This window comes from Sphingomonas caseinilytica (assembly GCF_023516455.1).
Taxonomy (GTDB): domain Bacteria; phylum Pseudomonadota; class Alphaproteobacteria; order Sphingomonadales; family Sphingomonadaceae; genus Sphingomicrobium; species Sphingomicrobium caseinilyticum.
This window is the reverse complement of the sequence record NZ_JAMGBA010000002.1, coordinates 174,559-198,004: the sequence shown is the minus strand read 5'-3', so window position 1 is coordinate 198,004 and position 23,446 is coordinate 174,559. Positions and strand designations below refer to the sequence as shown.

Genomic DNA, 23,446 nt, shown 5'->3' with positions numbered 1-23,446 from the left:
GGGTTGCATGGTTACGGATCCTATAACGATCGGAGTCCCTCCGCGGGACGGGCGTTAAGGGCCGCAATTGCCGCGACAAATGCCGCGAATACCGCAAGCAGGATCGCACCGAACGGGATCAGTGCCAGGCTTGCCCAGTCCGGGCTGAACGGAAATTCGAACACATAGGTCACCGCCAATTTGGCCGCGAGCACACCCGCGCCAAATGCCGCAACCGCTACCGCGGCTGACAAAGCGGAAAATTCGATCAGCTGGCTTGTCGCCACCTCGCCCCGGGTCGCGCCGACCAGGCGAAGCAGCACGATGTCGCGCGCGCGCTGGCGCCTGGTGGCAACGACCGATCCCGCCAGCACGATCATTCCCATCAGGATCGCGAAGGCGGTGGCGATCCGAACCGCACCGTCGATCGATTCGAGCAAGGTCTTCACTTCCGCAACCACGTCGGCGACGCGGATCGAGCTGACCATCGGCAGCTCATTCGTTAGCCGCCGTTCGAGCGGCGCAGTCGATCCGCCCGGCGTCGGCGCTATCGTCGCCATCAGCGTATAGGGCGCCGCCTCCAATGCACCGGGCGCAAAGATGATCGCGAAGTTGAAGCCGAAGCTGCGCCAGTCGATCTCGCGGAAGGAGGCAATCCGCGCCTCGATAGGTCGACCGAGGATCGAAACAGTGAGCGTATCGCCGACCTTGAGGTTCAGCGCCGTCGCCGCATCGACATCGATGCTGACCAAGGGCGGACCGCGATAGTCCTTCGGCCACCATTGGCCTCCGACGATGCGGTTGGCCGGTGGCAGGTCCCGGGCGAAGGTCAGACCCCGGTCGCCGCGCAGGATCCACGCGCCCTCGGGGATATTCTTCATGTCGGTAACCCGGACGCCATTGACCGCCGTCACAGGTCCCCTCAGCGACGGCACCAGCCGAAGATCGGATCGCGGCACCGTCTCATCCGCCATCTGGCGGAATCGCTGCTCTTCGGCGCGGGGGATGTCGACCATGAAGAGCGCCGGCGCGCGCTTGGGGATGCTGGTGTCGATTTCGGCAAGGATGCTCGATGCGGTCCCAGCCAGGGTGACCAGCAAGGTCAGCCCGAGGCCGAGTGATACCGCGAGCCTGCCGGTGGCCGACCCCGGGCGGTCGAGCGCTGCGATCCCGAGCCTGGTGACCGGACCGCCCAGATGCTTCGCGCCTCGCGCCGTCCGGCGGATCGCGATCCCGATCAACGCGAACAGGCCACATAATAGTGCGATGGCGCCGACGCCCATCGCCGCGAACATCGGGTCGCTGGCGCTGGCGACGGCGATTCCCGCCGCAATCGCCAGTGCGAGGAACGGCAGCAGGAAAGTCCGCCACTTCAGCGGCTCGCCATTGCCGACGTCACCGCGCAGAAGCCTAGCCGGTTTGGTTTCGCCGGCATTGGCGACCATCCGCCAGCTGGCGGCGAAGCTGATCAAGAGGCCGAACAGCGCGGCTTCTCCCAACGCCAGCCATTGCGGGCCCGTTTCCGGAGTGATCGGAAGCAGGCCTTCGGTGATCTTGCCGACCAGCGCCGGGGCGGCCGCGCCGATGGCGAGGCCTGCGAGAATTGCGGTCAAGGCGATCAGACCGATCTCGATGAACAACATGGTGTCGACCGTGCGCCGGGTCGCGCCGACCAGCTTGAGGATGGCGATCGACGGCCGGCGGGATGCGGCGAATGCCGCTGCCGCGCTCGACATGCCGAGCCCACCAATCGCCAATGCCGAAAGGGCAACGAGCTGCAGCATCTGGCCCAGCCGATCGATGAACCGGCGGGTGCCTGAGCCCGCCTCGTCGCGCGTGGTGGATCGCCAGCCCCCTTCGGGGAAGCGCCGCTGGAAGTCTTTTCCAGCTGCTTCTGCGTCGGCGCCCTCGGGCAGCAGGATCCGATAGTTGGTCGTGCTGATGCTGCCGGGCTGGATCAGCCCACTGGCGGCAAGGCCGGGCTCATCGACGATGACTGGCGGCGACAAAGCGAAGCCCGATTGGCCCGGCAATTTCTGGATGATCGATACGATTCGATAGGTTGCGCGGCCCAATCGCACCTGCTGGCCGAGCCGAAGGTCGAGCCGTTCGGCAACTTCGCGCCCGACCCCGGCCTCTGCGCTGTTGCTGGGCCGCCGGCCACCGGCACCCCAGTCGACATCGCCCGCCAGCCGCCAGTTCGGGTCGACACCCGTCAGTTCGACCAGCTGGCTGCGACCGTCGGGCGCGATCAGCATGGAACGGGTCATGACCGTTTTCGACGAGCGGCCGAGTGAATCGATCGCCGCACGCTCATCCTGGCCGGCGTCACGCTGCGCGACCGACAAGGACAAGTCGCCGCCGAGCATCGCGCGGCCATTGTCGGCAATCGCCCTGTCGATCGAGGAGGCGAGACTGGTCACCGAGGCGAGTCCGGCGATGGCAACCGCCAGGCACAACCACAGGAGGCCAAGACCGGACAGGCCGCCCCTGAGGTCGCGCAGGGCCAGGCGGATCGGCAGGCTCACGCGGTCAGGCGTCCGTCGGACATATGGACGGTCCGCCCCGCTCGCGCGGCGACCGCAGCGTCGTGCGTGATGACAAGGAGGCCAGCGCCCGCGTGACCCGCACGTTCGAACAGCAGGTCGATGATCGCGCTGCCGGTCTTGCTGTCCAGGTTGCCCGTCGGTTCGTCAGCCAAAAGCAGCTCCGGACGAGGCGCGGTTGCTCGGGCGATTGCCACTCGTTGCTGTTCGCCGCCCGAAAGTTGAGCGGGATAATGGGTAAGGCGGTGACCAAGTCCAACTTGCTCTAGTTCGAAAGCCGCCCGCCCACGCGGATCGTCAACTCCGGCGAGCTCCAGCGGGACGGACACATTCTCCAGCGCAGTCATGGTGGGAAGCAGGTGAAAGGCCTGCAGGATGATCCCGAGCGAACGTCCGCGAAGCCTTGCCAGCGCATCCTCATTGAGTCCGCTTATGTCCCGGCCAGCAAGCCGCACCTGGCCGGCATCGGCTCGCTCAAGGCCGGCGACGACAGCCATCAACGAGCTTTTGCCCGAGCCCGATGGACCGAGGACGGCAACGCTTTCTCCTGCCTCGAGCTTCAGGCTGACGCCCTTCAAAATCTCGGTTCGGACTTCGCCTTCGCCCAATGTCAGGCGGACATCGTCAAGCTCGATCAATGGTTCTTTCATGCCGAAGCAGTTAGGTGGCTTGTTCCGCAGCCACAATGGCCCCACCTTGTCGGCCATGATCCGCCGGTCGATTGCCGCAGCCCTTTTGTCGATCACTTTGGTGGGCGCGAGCCCGCCTTCCGAGCGGCCGTTATTGCTCGCATTCGGCGACAGCCTGACTGCCGGTTACGGGTTGGATCAGGGCCTTGGCTTCGCGCCGCAGCTACAGGCCGTTCTTCGCCGGCACGGTATCGCCGCCAAAGTCGTCGACGGCGGCGTTTCGGGCGATACGACAGAGGCCGGAAAGGCCCGGCTCGGCTGGACGCTGGATGGAATGGAGCGGAAGCCGGACCTCGTCATCCTGGAACTTGGGGCCAACGACATGCTTCGCGGGCTGGATCCAGGTCTCACCGAAGCCAATCTCGACGCCATGCTGGCGGAGCTCAAACGCCGGCAGGTTCCGGTGCTTCTGACCGGGATGCGAGCCGCGCCCAATCTGGACCCGGCCTATATTGCCCGGTTCGACGCAATCTATGGCTCACTCGCCCGAAAACATGGCGCGGCGATCTATCCGTTCTTCCTGGATGGCGTCGCCGCACAGCAGGGAATGGTGCAAGCCGACGGAATGCATCCGACATATGAGGGGATAAAGCGGATCGTTACGGGAATTACGCCGAGCGTGAGGCAGGCGGTTGGACGGCCCTAATTCTGCAGACCCTCAAGTGAAATCGGCTCGGCGAATTCCGCGCCTAGCTTTCTACCCGCGGTCCAGCGGATCAGTGCGTTAGCGCGCTCGCGGCCCGGCAGGATAAGCCAGATTCGGGTGCCGACTTCAAAATCCCCATCGGCCTCGGCCATAAAGCCGGTCTCGGAGATGTTGAGGACCTTGGCCTCGAAACCTTCCGTCCCAAGTTCGCGTACCCGAGCGCCAAGATCCACCAGCCGGCGCGACGCACGTCGCCGGTCACTGGTGTCACGCGCCTCTTCGATCCGCGCCTTGATCATTCGAAAGTTCATCTCCAACGGCAGCTATTCCAGCGGCCGGGAAAAATACACGCCCATTCGCCCATCGCGCAGCCAACGCACCTGACCTGCAATCGTGCCGCGGTCAAGCAGTTGAAGGGAAACCGTTTCTCCGATGTGGGCTTCGCCGGTGAAGCGCACCATCGCTCCCGAGTGCGACAGATTGACCAGGGAGACGATGTGGTTGCGTCCCCGCACCGACAGGACCACCGTCTGGGATTCGGCATCGAGCCGCGTCTCTGCGCGTTCGTCGAACATGCGCTTGACGGTACGCGGGATCATGTTGCCATGAAGCTGGAACCGCGAAGTCATCGGCATTTTCCTTTGCGGGCTGTCATCGCGACAAAGATTATGCTTCCCAACTGTTTAACGATTGGTTCGCAACGGCGCGAACGCCGCTCAACGTGTCGCGGACAGCCTAGTGCGGGTGGTTCATCCTGTGTATGCCTGCGAGGACTAATATGGGCGGCGATCAGCAAGGAATGCCGGCAATTTTGAAGCGGGGGTTGAAGCAAGTGACCAGGTTGCGTTTGAATCGGATTGCAATGTTCGCGGCAACGGCGGCGTTGCCCCTGGGTGGCGTCTTGGCGCAATCGGCGGCGCCCGCCGATCCGCTTCGCCCGCTGCCTGAGGCTGCTGCCCAACCCGGAGCCACGAACACGGCCACGACTCAACCGGCGCCTGCGGTAGCGGAACCGGCACCGCTACCTCCGCCTCCGCCGCCCTTGTGGCGCGTCGACCAGGCCGCTGCACTGCTTACCTATATCCAATGGATTGGGCGGGAAGGGCTTACTCCGGCCGATTATGATCCGGCTGGCCTCGAGCTCGCCATGCAGTCGCGCGATCCGATGATATTGGCTCAGGCCGCGACGGATCGGTTCAACAAGGTTTCTTCCGATCTGGCGCTGGGCCATGTCCGTGGCGATGCGCGGATCGACTGGCATGTCGTGGACAAGGATCTCGACGAGGCCCGGCAGCGCTTGCTGCTGGAGACTGCCCTAAGGGAAAATCGCATAGCGGATTCCCTGAACGGCCTGCTGCCGACGCATCCGCAATATGGCGCGCTCAAGAATGCGCTGTCGGTTGCGCCAAAGGGCGAGACCCAGAAGATCAACAAGATCCGCCTGAACATGGACCGCTGGCGCTGGCTGCCGCGCGACCTCGGCCAGAAATATGTCATCGTCAATGTCCCGGCCTTCTATGCGACGCTGGTCGAGAATGGCGTGACTCGCTGGAAGCAGCGGGCGGTCGCGGGCGCGATCAAGACGCCGACGCCGCAGCTGTCGGCGATGGCGACGGGCGTCATTCTCAATCCCTGGTGGGAAGTGCCGAAGAGCATCGAGCCGGAAGTGCGCGGCAAGGCGGGATATGTCCCCGTCAAGGGCAAGGACGGCAAGGTCCAGCGCTGGCGGCAGCCGCCCGGGCCGACCAATGCGCTGGGCCAGATGAAATTCGTCATGCCTAACTCACAGGCCATCTATTTGCATGACACCAATGCCCGGAGCCGGTTCAATAGCCAGGTTCGAGCGCTGTCGCATGGCTGCGTCCGGACGCAGAATATCCACGACCTGGCGGCAGAGTTGGGCAGCGACGATAGCGGCGAGTGGACCCGGACGAAGATCGACGAGGTGCTGGCGTCCAAGAAGTCCGTTGAGGCCAAGTTCGTGAAGCCGGTGCCGGTGCATATCGTCTATTTCAGCGTGGCCGCGTTGCTCGACGGGTCGGTCATCAATTACAGCGACCTCTACAAGCGTGACGATCAGGTCATCGCCGCACTGCTCGACACCGACGGCAAGGCGCCCGGCAAGGCGCCAGCGCAGAAGGTTGCGACCAACTAGGGAATGAAAAAGGGCCGGTCCGCGAGGACCCGCCCTTTTCTCTGCTCAGCTGAATTTTGAGTCTTATGCCAGCTTGTCGGCGTAGATCAGGCGGCCTTCGCCAAGCCTCTGCATGACGTGCCACTGGTCCTTGCGGCTGAAGGCGAAGCAGCCTTGGCTGCGGCCCAGCTTGCCGTGGAGCTCGACCATTTCCGGTTCGGCATACCAGGCGTTGTGAATCACGATGGCTCGCGATTCGGCATTGTTGTTCGTCCAGTCGAGGCCGCGGACCTTCATCGAAAGGCCGTACTTGCCCTGATAGGTCTCCGAAGTCGTATAGGCGCCGTTCGAGGTCGCCTCCGAGCCGGGCCGGTTCGAAAAGTGATCGAGAAAGCCCGTGTGGGCGGGATCCGAGCCGCTGCCATGGGCGACACGGAAGCTTTCAACGTGGCCGCTGGGCAGATGAACGACATGGAATCGAGGGTCGCCCGATCCCTGTTCGAAGTCGACCACTCCGATGAAATCGCGATTGCGAATCCAGGCGCGCGAATCGAGCGCTGCCTTGGCTTTCGAGAACAGGGTCGGATTGATTCCGCCCGGCGCGGTGAATGTCGTCGGAGCCGCAGGCACCGGCGCAAGCGGATCCGGCGGCGCCAGCGAGGACGGCAAAGTCATTGGTGACAATATCTGTGAACTGGCCGCGCCGGACAGCAATAGTCCGCCGGCCCCCGCCGCACCAAGGCGCAACATCTGCCTACGATTCAACGCGTTACTTCCTCCGCTCTCCATGCCCTCCCTTATACGGGTAGAAGGGTTAACCGCCGATAACCCATTCTGGACTTGCGCGAGCTTCCGTCCCGCAAGACCAACGGTTCGTCGTGCCGTCCGGAACTTCTAGTGCCTTGAAAAGCAAGGGGACCGCTGCTAATGGGCCGCCTCCGCACGCGCCTTGCAGCGCAGGCGACAATATTCATTGCCTAGCGAAACCAGGGCCGGATGAACCGGCTTTGACGCCGGGCACGCCCAGGTTTTCGGGCAGTTTGAAGGAGGCACGACGGCTTTTATGCAAATCATCGTTCGCGACAACAATGTCGACCAGGCGCTGCGGGCGCTCAAGAAGAAGCTGCAGCGTGAGGGCGTCTATCGCGAGATGAAGCTTCGCCGTCACTACGAGAAGCCGTCCGAGAAGCGCGCCCGCGAGCGTGCAGCCGCCATCCGCCGGGCCCGCAAGCTCGAGCGCAAGCGGATCGAGCGCGAAGGCGCCCGCTAAGGCCGCTTGAGGGCTGGTACGCCGGCCCTCTCTCTATTCCCCTCAGTTCGCGAGGGCTCGTCATGTCGGTTTCCCAGGTTCCGCTTCGCCCCGTCGCGAAAGGCACGCTGATGAGGTTGTGGCTCGCCGTCGCCGCACTGATCGCGCTCGCCTTCGCCATTGCCTATTTCGGGGCAGGCCAGTTCAAGAACGTCGTCGTCGATACGGTGACGGCCGGCAGCGGGCCCTTGGTCACCGAAATGGATGGGGTGATCATCGAATATACCGGCCGGACCGAGGACGGCACGGTGTTCGATTCCACCGAAGGGCGGGGCCCGGCTCCGTTCCTGGTGATGCAGGTCGTACCTGGTTTCCGTGAAGCGCTGACCAAGATGCAGCAGGGCGGACGCTACAAGATCGTGATTCCGGGCCGCCTTGCCTATGGCCCCAATCCGCCCGCCGGAAGCCCGATCGGTCCCAACGAGGACCTTAGCTTCGACGTCCATGTGCTGCAGGTGGCGCCCAATGCCGCCTTGTCGGCAGGCGCTGGCCCGCAAGGCCAGTAACAGCTAGGTTTTCTTGCGTTTTCGCGTCGCGGGTTTTCGCGGCGGCGCAGTTGCCGCCGCTACCTGAGGCGCAGGCTCTTGCCGTTCGCTCAGCTTCTGCAGCGTTACCTTGATCGATGCGAGGATCGGGTCCGCCAGCAACAGGCCGAGGATCCCGAATAGCGCGCCGAACAGAAGCTGTGCGGCAAGCACCAGTGCGGGCGCAAGGTCCACGGTCCTCCGGGCGATGTAGGGCACGACCAGATAGCCATCGACGTTCTGCACGAAGAAATAGACGAAGATCGCCCATAGCCCTTCGCCTGGGCCCGCCGAAAATCCGACGGCGACCATCAGCGCGCCCGAAATGATTGCGCCGATGTTGGGGATGAAGGCCAGCATGCCGGTCAAAAGACCGAGCAGCGCCGCCATGGGCACGCCGCCGATGGCAAGCATGGCAAAGGTGAAAACCCCTTCGAACATCATGCCGACGATACGGCCGGCCAGCAGTCGCCGAAGAGTGAAGCCGACCTTGTCACTGATTTCATAGAAGCTGCTGCGCTTCTCGACGGGAAGCATCCAGGCGAAGCCACGATCATAGAGTCGCGGTTCGATCGCGATAAAAATGCCGATGACCATGATCATCAGGATCGATGCCACAGCGCCGACCGCCGTGCTGACCGCGGTGGTGAGCCGGCCAACGCCTCCCAGCATTTGCTGGCTGAAGCTTTGCAGGCCCGTTCCATCCGCCGGCATCAGGCCGAGCTCGATCAGAAACGCGAACAGGCGGCGGCCCTGCTCGGTGACGACGATTCGTAGCTCTTCGGCCTGTCCCGCGAGCGTCGTCCCGGCGAAGTAAAAGACCCAGCCGACAAAGGCGAAGCCGGCAATGGTGACCATCGCCAACCGCCAGCCGCGACCGATCGGCAGGACCCTGCCGAGGAGGCGGGCGCCCCCGTCCAGCACCACTGCGAACACCATGCCGCCGATGATGAGCAGCAGCGGCTGCGACAGGACGATGACTCCGACGATGAGCAGCGCCATGCCCAGCCAAACGGCGGCCTTGCGCGCTTCGTCGCGGACGGATCGGGAATAGAGGTCGGCGGGACCGGGCCGTTCGACCGGTGACGGTGAGGGCGGCTGGTCGGTCAACATTTCTATTCCCTGGGCGGCCGAAGCGACGTGCCTGCCCTGCCGTCACGGAAAGATGACAGCCAGGTCATGGGATTGAGGCCGGTGGTGCCGTCCAGGCTGAACGTGATGAACTCCGCCCTGCCGCCGATATTCTCCCACGGGACCGGGCCGCCAAGACCTTGTTCTTCCAGGCTGAAGCGGCTGTCGGCGCTATGGTCGCGATTGTCGCCCATCAGGAAAAGATGTCCGGCCGGGACATGGACCGGCGGATAGTCGTCACCCTGGCTGCGGCCATCGTCGACCGTGTCATAGGTCACGCCGTTGGGAAGGGTCTCCCGGACAATCGGAAGCCGGCAGAAGGGGCCTTGCTCGGTCTCGACCCGTCGGCCCCAGAATTGGTGCATGCCGCAGGGCGAGTTGGCATCGACAGGGATCATCGCCGGCGCCCGGGGCTCCGCGTGGACGGCCTTGCCGTTGATGATGAGGCGGCCATCGCGAAGCTCGATCGTGTCGCCCGGAAGACCGATGACGCGCTTGATATAATCCTGGTTTCCGCCCGGAGGGGTCACGATCACGACATCGCCGCGCTCCGGGAGCGAGCCCATGACCCGACCCTTTGAGAAGGGCAGGGTGATGCTCCACGGCTCGCCGCTCCCAAGGAGAAGGTTTCGGACGATCGCGGCCGGATTGGGAATGGTCGGCGAAACGTAGGACCAGCCATAGGGATATTTGGACACCACAAGCCGATCGCCCGTCAGCAGGTTCGGCATCATCGATTCCGACGGAATATAGAATGGCTTGGCGATGAAGCTGTGGAAGGCCAGCACCGCGAGCAGCACCCAGAACAGCCCCTTGATCTCGCGCCAGATCAGTTGGCCGCGACTTTCCTTTTCAACCTGTTGCGGTTCGCCCGGCGCCACTGAGGGAGCTGCGGGGACGGACTCGGGACGCTCGGACAATCAGGGCTCCATCTTGCGTGCGTAAATGATGACGAATGCCTGCGCCCAGGGGTGGTCGTCGGTCATCGTCAGATGCACTTCGACGGCGTGGCCCGAAGGAGCCATGGCGTCAAGCCGCGCCTTCGCGCCGCCGGTCAGCTGCAGCGTCGGAGCGCCGGAGGGCGCGTTCACGACGCCAATGTCCTTCATATAGACGCCGCGCTTGAAACCGGTTCCGACCGCCTTGGAGAAAGCTTCCTTGGCGGCGAAGCGCTTCGCCAAGGTGCCTGCAATGGTGTGCGGACGCCGCGCTGCCTTGGCGCGCTCGACTTCGGTGAAGACCCGGTTGAGGAATCGTTCGCCGAAGCGATCCACGGAATTCTGGATCCGTTCGATGTTGCAGAGGTCGGAGCCGATTCCGAGAATCATCGAGCCTGGTCCATCAAGCCGCGCATCCGGCGAACACTATCTTCCAACCCGATGAAGATCGCCTCGCCAATCAGGAAATGGCCGATATTAAGTTCGGCGAGTTGCGGAACGGCCGCGACGGGGACGACATTGTCATAGGTAAGGCCATGGCCGGCATGAGGTTCGATGCCGTTCTTGGTCGCGAGAGCGGCGGCATCGGCGATCCGTTTCAACTCGACAGCGCGCTCTTCCCCTTCGACGTGAGCATAGCGGCCGGTGTGAAATTCGACGACGGGCGCTCCTAGCCGGACAGCGGCCGCTACCTGAGCCTCGCTGGGTTCGATGAATAGCGAGACGCGGATGCTGGCATCCGTCAGCCGCCCTACGAAGGGTTGCAAGGCGTCGAACTGGCCGGCGGCATCGAGTCCGCCTTCCGTGGTCCGTTCTTCGCGTCGCTCCGGCACGATGCAGGCGGCGTGGGGACGGTGACGAAGGGCGATGGACAGCATTTCCTCGGTCGCCGCCATCTCCAGGTTCAGCGGCAGGTCGATCTCCGCCATCAGCCGATCGATGTCACCGTCGGTGATGTGCCGCCGGTCTTCGCGCAGGTGAGCGGTGATACCGTCGGCGCCGGCTCGTGCAGCGGCATGAGCGGCACGAAGCGGATCGGGATGCGGACCGCCGCGCGCGTTCCTGATGGTCGCGACATGATCGATATTGACGCCAAGGCGCAGGCGGCCGTTCATGCGGCGGCGCGGCTCCCTGGCTTCACCGCCGGAATTGCCGCCAGTTCGGCAGGCAAGTCATTGGCGTCATAGGTGGGGACGTCGATCCGAATGAGCGGAATGAAGGGCACGCCAAGGTCGGCGCTCCCTCCCGATCTGTCCACTAGCGCGGCTTCGGCAATCACCTTCCCGCCGGCTTCCTCGACCGATGCAATCGCCTCAAGCGACGAGAGCCCGGTGGTCACCACATCCTCGACCATCAGCACGCGTTCTCCAGGACGAAGGCTGAATCCGCGGCGAAGGTGGAAAGTCCCTTCCGGCCGTTCGACGAACATCGCCGGCTTTCCCAGAGCACGCCCCATTTCATGGCCGATAATGACTCCGCCCATCGCCGGGGAAACGACCGCGTCGATGGATTCGCGGAGCTCGGCAGGAATCTTCGCGGCAAGCGCACGAGCCAGCCGCTCGGCCCTCGCGCCGTCCATTAGGACACGGGCGCATTGCAGGTAGCGCGGGCTGCGAAGACCGGAGGAAAGTATGAAATGTCCTTCCAACAGTGCATCCGCTTGGCGGAATTCCGCCAAAATCTCTTCGTCGGTCACGCCCGTCCTCTCCGGTTTCGCGGCCCGAAATAGGCTTGCCGGGCCGCCCTCGCAACCTCAGGCGGAAATGATGCGGAACGACCGCTTGAGAGAGTGGGATGTCCCGCCTATAAGGCCGCGAATTTTGGACCTGCCGGTCGCCGGCGGGCCGTCCTTTGCAACCGAATCAATCGGGGTGACGATGAAATTGATGGGATGGGCAATTGCCCTTGCGGCAGCCGCAATGACACCAGCAGCGGCAGGCGCGCAGGCGCCGCAGGCGGCCGAACCGCAGGCGGTCGCCGCTGCTCCGGCTCCGGCCGCTACCAGTGTCGCTCCAGCCGATGCCGCTGCGGCGCCGGCTGCTCCAGCGGCTCCCGGCATCGATCATGCAGCCCCTTCGGCTGACTATGGCGTACCGGTACCTGGTGGGACCGGCATCCAGCATCAAGTGACCGAAATCGGTCAGCAAGCGGCCAACTTCCACAATAATTGGCTGCTGACCCTTTGCGTCATCATCAGCCTGTTCGTTCTTGCGCTGCTGGTCTGGACGATCCTGCGCTATCGCCGCGGCGCCAACCCGACGCCCTCGCGGACCAGCCACAACACGATGATCGAGGTCGTCTGGACCTTGGTTCCGGTGTTGATCCTGGTCGCGATCGCCATCCCGTCGATCCGCCTGATCCGTGCCCAGTACAGCCCGCCGCCGGCGGACCTGACGGTCAAGGTGATCGGCAACCAGTGGTACTGGACCTATCAATATCCGGACAATGGCGGGTTCGAGATCGTCTCGAACCTGCTGAAGGAGCAGAAGGACGTGAAGGCGGGCGATCGTTATCGCACCGATGCCGACGGTCCGCCGCTGCTCGCCGTCGACGAACGGATGGTCATTCCGGCCGGCAAGGTCGTGAAGTTCATCGTGACGTCCAACGACGTGATTCACGCTTTCGCGATGCCGGCCTTCTGGACGAAGATCGATGCCAACCCGGGCCGCCTCAACGAGACCTGGGTGAAGGTCGACCGTCCGGGTGTCTATTTCGGCCAGTGCAGCGAACTGTGCGGCGCCCGTCACGGCTATATGCCGATTGCGATCGAGGTGGTTCCGGAAGCGACCTTCAACGCCTGGCTGGCCAGCAAGGGTGGGCAACCCAGGGCGGCAATCGAAGCGAAGGCCAAGGCGGAAGCAGCCGCTGCCGCCGCCGCTGCCGAAGCCGCCAAGGTCGCCGCTGCGGCCCCGGCCGAAGCCAATGAGGCAGCCGCCACAACCGAAACGCCTGCCGCCAATGAAGCGGCGCCGGCCACCAACTAAGACGCGGAAACGAGACAGATATGAGCACCATTCCCGCCGACGCGCTTCCGCTGAAGGCCCATGAAGACGCACATCATGATGCGGACCATAAGCCGGGCTTCTTTGCCCGCTGGTTCATGTCGACCAACCACAAGGATATCGGCACGCTGTACCTGATCTTCGCGATCGTTGCGGGGATCATCGGTGGCGGCATCTCGGGCATCATGCGTGCCGAACTGGCGGAACCGGGCATCCAGATCCTGACCCAGGGCTGGCCGCTGGGCGCCGGAAGCGCGAATTTCGACGAAGCGCTTCACCATTGGAACGTGCTCATCACGGCTCACGGCCTGATCATGGTCTTTTTCATGGTCATGCCTGCAATGATCGGCGGCTTCGGCAACTGGTTCGTGCCGCTGATGATCGGTGCGCCTGACATGGCGTTCCCGCGCATGAACAACATCTCCTTCTGGCTGCTTCCGCCGGTGTTCATCCTTCTGCTCGGATCATCGTTCGTCAGCGGCGGCACCGGCCTCGGCGCCGGCACCGGCTGGACGGTCTATGCGCCGCTATCGACGTCCGGCTCGGCTGGTCCGGCGGTCGACATGGCCATCTTCTCGCTGCACCTCGCGGGCGCCAGCTCGATCCTCGGTGCGGTCAACTTCATCACCACCATCTTCAACATGCGCGCGCCGGGCATGACCCTGCACAAAATGCCGCTGTTCGTCTGGTCGGTGCTGATCACCGCCTTCCTGCTGCTGCTCGCACTCCCGGTCCTGGCCGGCGCGATCACCATGCTGCTGACCGACCGCAACTTCGGAACCACCTTCTTCGACGCGTCCGGCGGCGGCGATCCGGTGCTTTACCAGCACCTGTTCTGGTTCTTCGGCCACCCCGAAGTCTACATCATGATCCTGCCGGGCTTCGGCATGGTCAGCCAGGTCATCGCAACCTTCAGCCGCAAGCCGGTGTTCGGCTATCTCGGCATGGCCTACGCCATGGTCGCGATCGGCGTGGTCGGCTTCGTCGTCTGGGCCCACCACATGTTCACCATCGGCATGGACGTGAATACGAAGATGTACTTCACCGCCGCGACGATGATCATCGCGGTTCCCACCGGGGTGAAGATCTTCTCGTGGATCGCCACCATGTGGGGCGGATCGATCAGCTTCGAAACGCCGATGCTGTGGGCGATCGGCTTCATCTTCCTGTTCACCGTGGGTGGCGTCACTGGCGTCGTTCTCGCGAACGGCGGCGTCGATAACTATATGCACGACACCTACTACGTCGTTGCCCACTTCCACTATGTGCTGAGCCTCGGAGCGGTCTTCGCGCTGTTCGCCGGCTGGTACTATTGGTTCGGCAAGATGTTCGGGAAGATGTACAACGAGTTGCTCGGCAAGCTGCACTTCTTCGTCATGTTCATCGGCGTGAACCTGATCTTCTTCCCGCAGCACTTCCTCGGCCTCGACGGAATGCCGCGCCGCATCCCGGATTATTCGCCGGCGTTCGCGGAGTGGAACCATCTGTCGACGATCGGATACATGATCACGATCGCGGGTATGGGGATCTTCTTCGTCAACATGATCTGGTCGCTGGCCGCCGGTAAGAAGGCGCCGGACAATTATTGGGGCGAGGGTGCGACGACCCTGGAATGGACCCTGTCCAGCCCGCCGCCGTACCACCAGTTCGAGACCCTGCCGAAGATCGACTAACGATCCTTCAGGCAAGAAAATGGGCCGGTCCTGCCATCGCAGGGCCGGCCCTTTTCTTATTGGGAAATGATTGAGGCCTAGGCGGCCGGGCCGCGTAGGGTTCCGTTGATGGTGTCGAGCATCGAAGCTTCGATCGCGGAAACGCCGCTGCCGAGGCCAAGCACCTTCGCCAGCCCGCCGCCCGACGCCGAGGCGACTTCGTGGCATGCCTCGACCACCTTCTTGATCCGGTCCTCGCGCTCGCCCTCGGGAAGGACGGCGAAGCCATATTTGATGACTTCGAGGCCAGCGTCGAACACCGCGTCCGACGGGCGCTGCTGCAGCCACGCGACCAACTGCCCCGCAACCGCCGAGTCCGGTTCGATGCCGCGCTGCTGGGCGAGCCGAAGCACGGCTTCGAATTCCTGGTTGCTGACCGATCCATCGACCCAGGCGACCTGGACCAGTGGAGTCAGGAACAGGGCCGGAGCCGTGTCGACCGTCAGGCCGAGCTTGCGAACGCGCTCCAGCAAATCCGGGTGTTCAACCTGCAGCTTTTCGCCGAGCGCCGCAGCGATCTGGTCCAATGGGGCCCGTTCCCGCAGGGTTTCGAGGAGCTTCGCATCCTGCTGGCGGAAATAGGCGGCTTCATTGGCGTGGCCGCGATCTTTGAACAGTTCATTTTCCATCAAGTCACCCGATCGTTGCGGTGGTCATTTCAGACGCAAGCTATCCGCATCTTAATTAATGTGCATCAGAAGAATGCACACTGGCATGGGTTTAATGGCTAGCGCCCGTCCTTGGTGCCCTTATCGCGATTTGAAGCCGCCTGACCCAGCTTCCGGCAATCGGCCGCGGCAGCCTTGAGCGCGGCGGCAAAGTTTCTGGACGAGACTCTCTCAGCATATTGTTCGAGCTTGATGGCAAAGACATGGAAACGCCGGGCGGCGTCCGGCGGCGCTTCACCATTGGTCTCCTCATCGCCGTAGTCGCTGACCAACCGAAGATTCGGATGCGGCGGACTGCCATCAGTCCGGTCTAGCGGCTGTTCGAAGCTACGAGACCGGCTCCAAAGGATCACCTGTGCGACATGGTCGGTGATCATGCGGATCGATTTGACTTCGCTCGGCGTAGGGCTGCGGGGCGTCAAATGGTAGACGGCGAACGTTCCGAGGACGATGCCCTCGGGGTCTCGAATCGGAGTCGACCAACACGCCCTGAGGCCATGGGGCAGGGCGAGGTGACGATAGTCGTCCCACAGCACATTCGTCGCAATATCCGACACATAGATAGGATGCCCGGTGAATGCGGCGGTACCGCATGATCCCGCTTCCGGGCCGATTTCGGCGCCGTGAATCGCGGCGCAATAGGTCCTCGGCAGACTTGGCGCCGCACCATGCAAGATCCGCGTGCCGGTTTCATCCAGCAGCAAGATCGAGGTCAGCAGTTCGGTGTCGGCCGAAGCCTCGATGGCCAGCAAATGGCGATCCAGCACCGCTTCAAGGCTGTCGCCCGCGGCAAACTCTTGCGCCACCCGGCAGTGCCGGTCGCGAAGGGAATCCTGGAGTTCAAGGGCGAACGGCATTCACCTCTCCTGCTGTCCCATCTTATAATGCACAATTAACGGTTCAATATCGAGGATTTGCGGTAGGGCTAAACCTGACGCATTTTCTGGGGACGCCGGTCGCCGCTGCGCCGGCAACAGAGTCACAGCCTTGTGTCCAAGCCCTTGCTCCACAGGCCTTTCCTGTTGCGAGTTGACTGCTTATAGGGCGCGGCGTGACCAGCGTCCCCTTGCAACATGACGAGAGCCTTCCGGCCGATTGGCGCGATCTCCTCGCGCTGACGAAGCCGCGCGTGATGAGCCTGGTCGTGTTCACCGGACTCTGCGGCCTGCTGGCCGCGCCGGGCCCGGTCCATCCCGTGCTGGGCTTCACGGCCGTCCTGTGCATCGCGCTCGGTGCTGGAGCGGCGGGAGCGCTCAATCAATGGTATGAAGCGGATCTCGACGCGAAGATGAAGCGGACCGCCAATCGGCCACTTCCGGCGGGACGGATGAGCCGTCAGACCGCGCTTCATTTCGGCGTTGGGCTGGCCGTCTTCTCGGTCATCCTCATGGATCTTGCGGCGAACCACCTGGCAGCAGCGGTCCTTGCGGTCTCCATCCTATTCTACGTCCTCGTCTATACCGTGTGGTTGAAGCGGCGGACGGCGCAGAACATCGTGATCGGCGGCGCTGCCGGCGCCTTTCCGCCGTTGATCGGCTGGGCGGCTGTGACGGGCGATGTGACGACCCTTCCGATCCTGCTGTTCGCCATCATTTTCCTATGGACGCCGCCGCATTTCTGGGCGCTGTCGCTGTTCGTGCGGACCGATTATGCCAACGCCGGGGTGCCGATGCTTCCAGTCGTCGCCGGTATCGGAAGCACCCGCCGCCAGATCCTGCTCTATACCTTGCCGATGATCGCCGCCGCGATCGCGCCCTGGGCGCTAGGGCTAACCGGTTGGATCTATGGCGCCGCGTCGGTGGCGCTCAACGCCGTCTTTTTCACGTTGGCCTTCGCGGTTGCCGCAAACAAGGCAACCGAAGCCAAGGCGATGGGCCCGGAAAAGAAGCTCTTCGCTTTCTCGATTCTCTATCTTTTCGCGCTATTCGCGGCGCTAGTCGTTGACCGTTGGGTGATTGCATGACGCCTCAGCCAGAAGATGAAATCATCCGAAAGCGCCAGCGTGAACGGGCGAAGGTGACGGCCATCCTGCTGGGGCTGTTCGTAGTGCTGATGTTCGCCATCACCATCGCCAAGATGACGATCAACCAATGACCAGCCTTGCCCAGAAGAACCGTACCGTCGGCGTCCGGGCTGCCCTGTTCGGCCTGGGGATGCTCGGCCTCGCCTTCGCGTCGGTGCCGCTCTACCGGATCTTCTGCCAGGTAACCGGCTTTGGGGGCACGACCATGAAGGCGGAAGCGGCGCCGGGCGCCGTGGCAGGACAGATCGGCGTGCGCTTTGACGCCAATATCGATCCGCGGCTGCCCTGGAAGTTCGAGCCGGAGCAGCAGACCGTCCGCATCCATCCGGGTGGCCGGACGACCATTTACTACAAGGCGACCAACTATACCGCGCGGCGGACCGTTGGAACGGCGACCTTCAACGTTTCGCCAACCCAGGCAGGGCAATATTTCAGCAAGATCGAGTGTTTCTGCTTCACGGAACAGGTGCTGAAGGGTGGCGAAAGCGTCCGAATGCCTGTGGTCTTCTACGTCGATCCCAAGCTGCGCGAGGACCCCGACACAAGGGACATCGACGAGATCACCTTAAGCTACACATTTTATCCGGTGGAAAATCCGCAAAGCGCCCGCTAGAGGCCGGTTCAAGAGATTAGGGAAAGCATCAAATGGCCGCGACGAAGAATCACGACTATCACATCCTTCCGCCCGATCAGTGGCCGCTGATCGGTGCCTTTTCCGCGCTGGCGCTGACCGGCGGCGGCGTGATGTGGATGCATGCCAATCCCTACGGCAAATTCGTCTTCCTGCTCGGCCTGCTTGGTGTGCTGGTGACCATGTTCAGCTGGTGGGGCAACGTCATCCGCGAGGGCAAGGCGGGCGATCATACCCCGGTTGTGCAGCTTCACCTGCGCTACGGAATGATCCTTTTCATCGCGTCGGAAGTGATGTTCTTCGTCGCCTGGTTCTGGGCCTTCTTCTCGGCGGCGCTGTTTCCAGCACCGCTCGAAATCGTCGATGGCGCCGCGACCCTGGTTACCGACGGAAGCCTTGTGGCCCAGTGGCCGCCGAAGGGAATCGAAGTGCTCGACCCGTTCGGCTTCCCGCTGCTCAACACCTTCATCCTGCTCTGTTCGGGCACGACGGTCACCTGGGCGCATCACGCGCTCATCCATGGCGATCGCGAGGGTCTGAAGCGCGGCCTGTGGTGCACGATCCTGCTTGGCCTGCTGTTCACGTCGATCCAGGCCTATGAATATGCCCAGGCACCGTTCGCCTTTAAGGGCAATATGTATGGCGCCACCTTCTTCATGGCGACCGGCTTCCACGGCGCCCATGTCATCATCGGCACCATCTTCCTCGCGGTCTGCCTGATCCGTTCGTACAAGGGCGACTTCACGCCGAAGCAGCATTTCGGCTTCGAAGCGGCCGCCTGGTACTGGCACTTCGTCGACGTCGTGTGGCTGTTCCTGTTCGTCTCGATCTACGTTTGGGGCGGCTGGGGCGCGCCGACGCACGGTTGATGAGCGAGGCGCCGTCGCTGGCGGCGGCCGCCTCTGAAGGTCTTTGCCCTCGTTGCGGGGCAAAGACCCTTTTCTCTGGACCGGTCAGCTTTGCGCCCAGCTGTCGCAGCTGCGGCCTCGACTTTTCAACTTATAACGTCGGCGACGGACCGGCGGCATTCCTGATCCTGATTGTCGGCGCAATCGTCGCCGTTGGCGCGATCCTGTTCGATTTGCTGATCGTGCCGCCATGGTGGGCGCATCTCATCTGGCTTCCGATCGGTGCGGGCCTGACCATAGGGGGGCTGCGCTTTGGCAAGGCGGCCCTGATCTACCAGGAACATAAGCACCGGGCAGGCGAAGGAAGGCTTTCCAAATGAGCCGCAAGATCCCGCTGGTCCCTACCATATTGGTCGGTCTTGCCGTCGCGGTGATGATTGGCCTCGGAATCTGGCAGCTTGAGCGACGCGAGCAAAAGCTTGCTCTTCTGGAAAGCTATCGCGCCGCCGCGGGACAACGGCCAATCGCTTGGCCCACCCTGCCGCCCAAGGAGCCCTTGCCCTTGTTCCGATATGCAACGGGCAATTGCCTTGAGGTCGTCGGGTTCCGAACCGCAGCCGGTCAAAATTTACAGGGCGAGCCTGGATATCTCGTTATCGCCGATTGCCGGACCGGGGCCGAAGGGCCGGGCATGTCGGTAGAGCTTGGCTGGTCGAAGAATCCCAATGCCGGGAAGAGCTGGCACGGCGGTCTCGTCAGCGGAACGATCGCACCCGATAGCCGAAGACTGATGCGCCTTGTTGCCGCCAGCCCGGGTCCCGGGCTTGTAGCCAGCGCGCCGCCATCGCCCGACACCATTCCCAACAATCATTTCAGCTATGCCGTCCAGTGGTTCCTGTTCGCCGGAATCGCCGCGCTGATCTACGTGCTTGCATTGCGCCAGCGATGGCGGAAAGAGGCGTCCAATGGCTGAGCTCACTCGCCTCGCCAATGGCCTCACCGTCGCGATCGATCATATGCCCGGCGCGCAGTCGGCGGCGATCGGCCTTCACGCGTTCGTCGGATCGAGGTCGGAGCCTGAGGGCAAGGGCGGTCTCGCACATCTCGTCGAGCATATGGTGTTCAAGGGTACGCGAACTCGCGACGCCCGCGCTATTGCCGAGGCGATCGAGGATGTTGGCGGCTCGCTGAACGCGTGGACCTCGCGGGACCAGACCGTCTTTCATGCCCGCACGCTTGCCCCGGACGTCGGCTTGGCGCTGGAGCTTATTGCCGACCTGGTCAGGGCGCCGAAGCTAGACGCGGACGAACTGGAGCGCGAGAAGCTGGTCATCTTGTCGGAGCTTGGCGAATGCCTCGATGCGCCGGACGATCTCATCCACGACCATTTATTCGAAGCGGCATTCGGGAAACAGGCGCTGGCGCGGCCGGTCCTTGGCAATGAAGCGACTATCAAGGGTCTCGACCGAAGCGACTGCGTCCAATGGCTGGACCAGCAGTATCGCCCGGAACGGCTCGTGGTCTCCGCCGCCGGCAAGGTCGATCCCGGCCATGTGCTGATGTTGGCCGAAGCACTGTTTGGCGATCTCGAATCCACCGCCCCGCCGCCAATCGAGCCGGCAAGCTTCGTCGGCGGTATTCGGTCCGACCGGCGGCAGGCCGAGCAAACTCACCTGGCTTTGGCGTGGCAGGGTGTGCCGGCATCAGGCTCGACCGCGCCAGCGCTTTCTCTATTCGCCCAGGCCGTAGGCGGGGGCATGTCATCGCGCCTGTTCCAGGAGCTGCGCGAGGAACGCGGCCTCGCTTATTCCATCTACGCGTGGACCCAGGGATACGCTGAAATCGGGTTGTTCGCTGTCAACTTGTCCGCCGACAAAGCCCGAGCGACCGAGGCGTTGAACCTGGCCCGGGAGGTAGTCGAGCGATCGGCGAATGACCTTAGCGATGCCGAATTGCAGCGCGCCCGCGCCCAGATCGAGGCTGGCATATTAATGGCCATGGAAACGCCGCCGGGCCGCGCGGACGCAATGGCGCGGTCGATCGAGATTTTCGGCCGGATCATGACCATCGATGAAATGCTGGCCGAACTTCGCGCAGTCGATGTCGACGCGGCGCGAGCCGCCGGGCGCGCGATGCTCGATGGACCCCGCGCCATCGCCTCCATCGGCGGAAAGCTGGCCCTCGCGGCATGAGCGTCGATGAACTGAAGACGATCGTCGCCGAGCCCTGGGATGACTGGGGCCTGATCGACAGTGGCGATGGGCGGAAATGGGAGCGCTACGGGCCGGTCACCGTCGTTCGGCCTGAGCCGCAGGCGATGTGGGCTCCGAGCCTCACCGACTGGTCGCCGGACGCGACTTTCGTGCCGGGATCGGACGAGGAAGGCGGCGGGCGCTGGGTCCAGCACCGTCCTGTCCCTCGCGACTGGCCACTGTCGCGCGGCAATGTCCGCTTCCTTGGGAGCCTAACGCCGTTCCGGCATCTCGCATTCTTTCCCGACATGGCGCCGCAGTGGGACTGGATGTGTTCCCGGGCGTTGGATGCGGAGGTGATGAACCTGTTCGGCTACACCGGCGTCGGCACCCTGCTTCTGTCGGAAGCCGGCGCCAGGATGGTTCACGTCGATGCGTCGAAGAAATCGGTCGAGGGAGGCCGCGCCAATGCCGCGCTTTCCGGCCTTGCGGAGCGGCCGATCCGATGGATTGTCGATGACGCGGCCAAATTCACCGCTCGGGAAGTGAGGCGCGGACGGCGCTACGACGGGATCCTGCTCGATCCGCCGAAGTTCGGCCGCGGTCCCGAAGGCGAAATCTGGCGGCTGGAAGAGCATCTCGGGCCGCTGCTGTCGGACTGTTGCAAACTACTTGATTCCAATAGCCGCTTCCTCGTGCTGACCGTCTATGCCGTTCGCATGTCTGCGCTGGCGATCGGAGAATTGCTTTGCCAGGCGACGGCTCATCTCGGCGGAACGGTCGAATGCGGCGAGATGGCCGTGCGGGAAGAAACACGCGGGCTGCTCCTGCCGACGGCGATTTTCGCTCGCTGGAGCCGCGACTAGGTTCGCGCGGCCCGGATCGCCGCGCCCGTCACGAATGGGGCGCCGGCAACGATCAGTAACGCAACCGCGGTTTCCAGCTTCAACGCCGCACTTTCCCCATCGCCGGTCGCGGCCGCCCCAAAAATAACCAGCGGGACGGCGAGCGGCATCATCAGCAAACCGGCCAAGGCTCCCGCTCGTGGCAGGCCGGCGGTCAAGGCGGCAACGGCGACCGATAGTGCTGCCAATGCAGGCGTTCCGATCGCGATTGAAATGAGGCTACGCGCAAGCGCCGGTCCGTCGAGGCCCACCAGAAAGCTTCCCGGAACGGCCGCAATCAGCAGCAAGGGTCCGAAGGTCAGCCAATGGCCTATCATCTTGGCCGCGCCGACGGCTTCATCGGCCGTTCCTGTCATCGTGAGCTGATCAAGCACGCCGTCCGCCCGGTCAGGCTCGATCAGCCGCTCGATTGGCAGCAATGCGGCCGTCAGCGCGGCAATCCATAGCGCGCCCCCGCCGATACGGCCCAGAAGGCGGGCATCAGGTCCCACGGCGAAGGGGACAATTGTCGCGATCAACAGGAAGAATGCGACCGGCAGCCATGCGGCTCCATGCAACCCTCGGCGAACCTCGCGAACGATCAGTGCGGCCGTCACGCTTCAAGCTCCATTATGCGCCATTGGCCAGCCAAGGGCGTATGGCTGGCCGCGAGGACTGCTCCGCCTTGCGCGCGATGCGCGGCGATAGCTTCATCGAGCTCGGCAAGCCCCTTCCGGTCCAGCCCATTTTGCGGTTCGTCCAGCAACCACAGAGGCGCACCGCTGGCCATGACCCGGGCGAGTTGGGCTCGTTTGGCCTGCCCGGTCGACAGCAGTCGGACCGGTAAATGGGCAAGATCCTCGAGCGCAAAGGCGCGCATGGCATCGCCCAGCCGCGGGCCCTTCCAGAACGCAAGTGCGCGGGACAGCGTCAACTCGCGATCCAGCGCCAGCAGATTGTCGGCGAGGGCGGCCTCGGCCCGTTCGATGCGGCCGGCAGCCGGTCGAAGCAGGCCTGCCACGAGCCGGATGAGGCTGGATTTCCCGCTGCCGTTCGGACCACTGATATGAAGTGCGTCGCCGGCCTCAAGCTCGAGATCCAGGCCTTCGAAAAGCATCCGCCCGCCGCGAACCAGTGCCAGCCCGTGGCCCTTCAGGAGCGGGCTCACGCCTGGTCCTCCAGCGCGTGCATATCCTCGTCGCTCAGGCCGAAATGATGGCCGACCTCGTGGATCAATATGTGGCGAACGAGATGCTCGAAACCCTCTCCCTCCTCGCACCATTCGGCGAGGATTGCCTGGCGGAACAGGCGGATCCGGTCGGGCAGGGTGCCGGTCGTTTCGACGCTGCGCAGGCCCACCGGAATGCCTTCATAGACGCCGGTCAGGTCGAGAGGATGTTCGATCCCCATTTCCTTGAGCAGCGCATCGTCGGCGAACTCGTCGATTTGCAGCACGACATGCGCGAGGTGTGATGAAAATGGCTCGGGCAGCGCAGCCATCGCATCGCGTGCGATGGCCTCGATTTCTTCGGCCGTCGGTGGGTGATCGAAGCGTCGCGCCATTGGATGTCGGCATAGAGGTGATTGCGG

Annotated in this window: 29 protein-coding genes; 14 read left to right on the top strand and 15 right to left on the bottom strand. The window is 63.5% G+C overall.

Translation table 11 applies throughout. The features are described from left to right. Nucleotides 1-20: 20 nt before the first annotated feature. A complete protein-coding gene (locus LZ496_RS07580; protein ID WP_249904039.1) occupies nt 21-2,507 on the bottom strand; it encodes an ABC transporter permease in 2,487 nt (828 codons plus the stop codon). Next, entirely contained in the window at nt 2,504-3,175 is a 672-nt protein-coding gene (locus LZ496_RS07575) for an ABC transporter ATP-binding protein (protein WP_249904038.1), read from the bottom strand. The genes LZ496_RS07580 and LZ496_RS07575 overlap by 4 nt, the downstream gene beginning before the upstream one ends. Between LZ496_RS07575 and LZ496_RS07570 the strand changes: the two genes are divergently transcribed. Continuing rightward, nucleotides 3,174-3,860: an arylesterase gene (locus tag LZ496_RS07570; RefSeq protein WP_249904037.1), complete on the top strand. Its 687-nt coding sequence runs from the start codon at nt 3,174-3,176 to the stop codon at nt 3,858-3,860. The genes LZ496_RS07575 and LZ496_RS07570 overlap by 2 nt on opposite strands. Here LZ496_RS07570 and LZ496_RS07565 read toward each other — a convergent pair. Both LZ496_RS07565 and LZ496_RS07560 read right to left on the bottom strand, forming a co-directional pair. Next, a complete protein-coding gene (locus LZ496_RS07565) occupies nt 3,857-4,171 on the bottom strand; it encodes a PilZ domain-containing protein (protein WP_249904036.1) in 315 nt (104 codons plus the stop codon). The two genes, LZ496_RS07570 and LZ496_RS07565, sit on opposite strands and share 4 nt — an antisense overlap. A gap of 12 nt (nt 4,172-4,183) precedes the next feature. Beyond that, entirely contained in the window at nt 4,184-4,489 is a 306-nt protein-coding gene (locus tag LZ496_RS07560) for a PilZ domain-containing protein (RefSeq protein WP_249904035.1), read from the bottom strand. 218 nt (nt 4,490-4,707) lie between these two features. On the opposite strand from LZ496_RS07560, the gene LZ496_RS07555 reads away from it, so the two are divergent. Continuing rightward, nucleotides 4,708-6,015 (top strand): L,D-transpeptidase family protein, encoded by a 1,308-nt coding sequence (locus LZ496_RS07555; RefSeq protein ID WP_249904034.1) that lies wholly within the window; start codon nt 4,708-4,710, stop codon nt 6,013-6,015. Between the two features lie 63 nt (nt 6,016-6,078). On the opposite strand, the gene LZ496_RS07550 is transcribed toward LZ496_RS07555, so the two are convergent. Further along, nucleotides 6,079-6,759, bottom strand: a complete 681-nt coding sequence (locus LZ496_RS07550; protein ID WP_249904033.1) for a murein L,D-transpeptidase catalytic domain-containing protein — start codon at nt 6,757-6,759, stop codon at nt 6,079-6,081. Nucleotides 6,760-7,057: 298 nt separating this feature from the next. On the opposite strand from LZ496_RS07550, the gene rpsU reads away from it, so the two are divergent. Both rpsU and LZ496_RS07540 read left to right on the top strand, forming a co-directional pair. Beyond that, nucleotides 7,058-7,264: a 30S ribosomal protein S21 gene (gene rpsU / locus LZ496_RS07545; protein WP_118858261.1), complete on the top strand. Its 207-nt coding sequence runs from the start codon at nt 7,058-7,060 to the stop codon at nt 7,262-7,264. Between the two features lie 110 nt (nt 7,265-7,374). Continuing rightward, nucleotides 7,375-7,809: an FKBP-type peptidyl-prolyl cis-trans isomerase gene (locus LZ496_RS07540; protein ID WP_249904032.1), complete on the top strand. Its 435-nt coding sequence runs from the start codon at nt 7,375-7,377 to the stop codon at nt 7,807-7,809. A 3-nt stretch (nt 7,810-7,812) separates the two neighbouring features. Here the strand turns inward: LZ496_RS07540 and LZ496_RS07535 are convergent, their stop codons facing one another. The 5 genes from LZ496_RS07535 to pyrE are packed head-to-tail and all read right to left on the bottom strand — an operon-like array spanning nt 7,813 to nt 11,592. Then, the gene (locus LZ496_RS07535) at nt 7,813-8,940 is read right to left on the bottom strand and encodes an AI-2E family transporter (RefSeq protein WP_249904031.1); all 1,128 of its coding nucleotides are present in this window, start codon (nt 8,938-8,940) and stop codon (nt 7,813-7,815) included. 2 nt (nt 8,941-8,942) lie between these two features. After that, nucleotides 8,943-9,878: a signal peptidase I gene (gene lepB, locus LZ496_RS07530; protein ID WP_436286463.1), complete on the bottom strand. Its 936-nt coding sequence runs from the start codon at nt 9,876-9,878 to the stop codon at nt 8,943-8,945. Next, nucleotides 9,879-10,286: a holo-ACP synthase gene (gene acpS / locus LZ496_RS07525; RefSeq protein ID WP_249904030.1), complete on the bottom strand. Its 408-nt coding sequence runs from the start codon at nt 10,284-10,286 to the stop codon at nt 9,879-9,881. After that, nucleotides 10,283-11,011 (bottom strand): pyridoxine 5'-phosphate synthase, encoded by a 729-nt coding sequence (locus tag LZ496_RS07520; protein ID WP_249904029.1) that lies wholly within the window; start codon nt 11,009-11,011, stop codon nt 10,283-10,285. Before LZ496_RS07520 ends, acpS begins: the two co-directional genes overlap by 4 nt. Continuing rightward, nucleotides 11,008-11,592, bottom strand: a complete 585-nt coding sequence (gene pyrE / locus LZ496_RS07515) for an orotate phosphoribosyltransferase (protein ID WP_249904028.1) — start codon at nt 11,590-11,592, stop codon at nt 11,008-11,010. Before pyrE ends, LZ496_RS07520 begins: the two co-directional genes overlap by 4 nt. Nucleotides 11,593-11,782: 190 nt before the next feature. On the opposite strand from pyrE, the gene coxB reads away from it, so the two are divergent. Together coxB and ctaD are read left to right on the top strand one after the other, a co-directional pair. After that, nucleotides 11,783-12,880, top strand: a complete 1,098-nt coding sequence (gene coxB / locus LZ496_RS07510) for a cytochrome c oxidase subunit II (RefSeq protein ID WP_249904027.1) — start codon at nt 11,783-11,785, stop codon at nt 12,878-12,880. Between the two features lie 20 nt (nt 12,881-12,900). Further along, on the top strand, nt 12,901-14,571 hold the full coding sequence (ctaD, locus tag LZ496_RS07505) for a cytochrome c oxidase subunit I (protein WP_249904026.1): 1,671 nt from the start codon (nt 12,901-12,903) through the stop codon (nt 14,569-14,571). 77 nt (nt 14,572-14,648) lie between these two features. Here ctaD and LZ496_RS07500 read toward each other — a convergent pair whose 3' ends face one another. Then, complete coding sequence (locus LZ496_RS07500; RefSeq protein WP_249904025.1) at nt 14,649-15,239, bottom strand: hypothetical protein; 591 nt, start codon at nt 15,237-15,239, stop codon at nt 14,649-14,651. A gap of 98 nt (nt 15,240-15,337) precedes the next feature. Continuing rightward, nucleotides 15,338-16,135, bottom strand: a complete 798-nt coding sequence (locus LZ496_RS07495; RefSeq protein WP_249904024.1) for a GAF domain-containing protein — start codon at nt 16,133-16,135, stop codon at nt 15,338-15,340. A 275-nt stretch (nt 16,136-16,410) separates the two neighbouring features. Between LZ496_RS07495 and LZ496_RS07490 the strand changes: the two genes are divergently transcribed. From LZ496_RS07490 to LZ496_RS07460, 8 genes are read left to right on the top strand one after another with little or no spacing between them, the layout of a single operon-like run. Further along, nucleotides 16,411-17,241: a heme o synthase gene (locus LZ496_RS07490; protein WP_249904919.1), complete on the top strand. Its 831-nt coding sequence runs from the start codon at nt 16,411-16,413 to the stop codon at nt 17,239-17,241. Then, the gene (locus LZ496_RS13920) at nt 17,238-17,372 is read left to right on the top strand and encodes a hypothetical protein (protein WP_283937981.1); all 135 of its coding nucleotides are present in this window, start codon (nt 17,238-17,240) and stop codon (nt 17,370-17,372) included. The genes LZ496_RS07490 and LZ496_RS13920 overlap by 4 nt, the downstream gene beginning before the upstream one ends. Next, a complete protein-coding gene (locus LZ496_RS07485; RefSeq protein WP_249904023.1) occupies nt 17,369-17,914 on the top strand; it encodes a cytochrome c oxidase assembly protein in 546 nt (181 codons plus the stop codon). The genes LZ496_RS13920 and LZ496_RS07485 overlap by 4 nt, the downstream gene beginning before the upstream one ends. Nucleotides 17,915-17,946: 32 nt before the next feature. Further along, nucleotides 17,947-18,801, top strand: a complete 855-nt coding sequence (locus tag LZ496_RS07480; protein ID WP_249904022.1) for a cytochrome c oxidase subunit 3 — start codon at nt 17,947-17,949, stop codon at nt 18,799-18,801. After that, nucleotides 18,801-19,160, top strand: coding sequence for a DUF983 domain-containing protein (locus tag LZ496_RS07475; protein WP_249904021.1), 360 nt, complete (start codon nt 18,801-18,803; stop codon nt 19,158-19,160). The genes LZ496_RS07480 and LZ496_RS07475 overlap by 1 nt, the downstream gene beginning before the upstream one ends. Beyond that, nucleotides 19,157-19,753: an SURF1 family protein gene (locus LZ496_RS07470; protein WP_249904020.1), complete on the top strand. Its 597-nt coding sequence runs from the start codon at nt 19,157-19,159 to the stop codon at nt 19,751-19,753. Before LZ496_RS07475 ends, LZ496_RS07470 begins: the two co-directional genes overlap by 4 nt. Then, complete coding sequence (locus LZ496_RS07465; RefSeq protein WP_249904019.1) at nt 19,746-20,972, top strand: M16 family metallopeptidase; 1,227 nt, start codon at nt 19,746-19,748, stop codon at nt 20,970-20,972. Before LZ496_RS07470 ends, LZ496_RS07465 begins: the two co-directional genes overlap by 8 nt. Then, entirely contained in the window at nt 20,969-21,838 is an 870-nt protein-coding gene (locus LZ496_RS07460; protein ID WP_249904018.1) for a class I SAM-dependent methyltransferase, read from the top strand. The genes LZ496_RS07465 and LZ496_RS07460 overlap by 4 nt, the downstream gene beginning before the upstream one ends. Here the strand turns inward: LZ496_RS07460 and LZ496_RS07455 are convergent. The 3 genes from LZ496_RS07455 to LZ496_RS07445 are packed head-to-tail and all read right to left on the bottom strand — an operon-like array spanning nt 21,835 to nt 23,419. Beyond that, a complete protein-coding gene (locus tag LZ496_RS07455; RefSeq protein ID WP_249904017.1) occupies nt 21,835-22,473 on the bottom strand; it encodes a heme exporter protein CcmB in 639 nt (212 codons plus the stop codon). The genes LZ496_RS07460 and LZ496_RS07455 overlap by 4 nt on opposite strands. Then, nucleotides 22,470-23,024: a heme ABC exporter ATP-binding protein CcmA gene (ccmA, locus tag LZ496_RS07450; RefSeq protein ID WP_249904016.1), complete on the bottom strand. Its 555-nt coding sequence runs from the start codon at nt 23,022-23,024 to the stop codon at nt 22,470-22,472. The genes LZ496_RS07455 and ccmA overlap by 4 nt, the downstream gene beginning before the upstream one ends. Next, entirely contained in the window at nt 23,021-23,419 is a 399-nt protein-coding gene (locus tag LZ496_RS07445) for a metallopeptidase family protein (protein ID WP_249904015.1), read from the bottom strand. Before LZ496_RS07445 ends, ccmA begins: the two co-directional genes overlap by 4 nt. Nucleotides 23,420-23,446 lie beyond the last annotated feature (27 nt).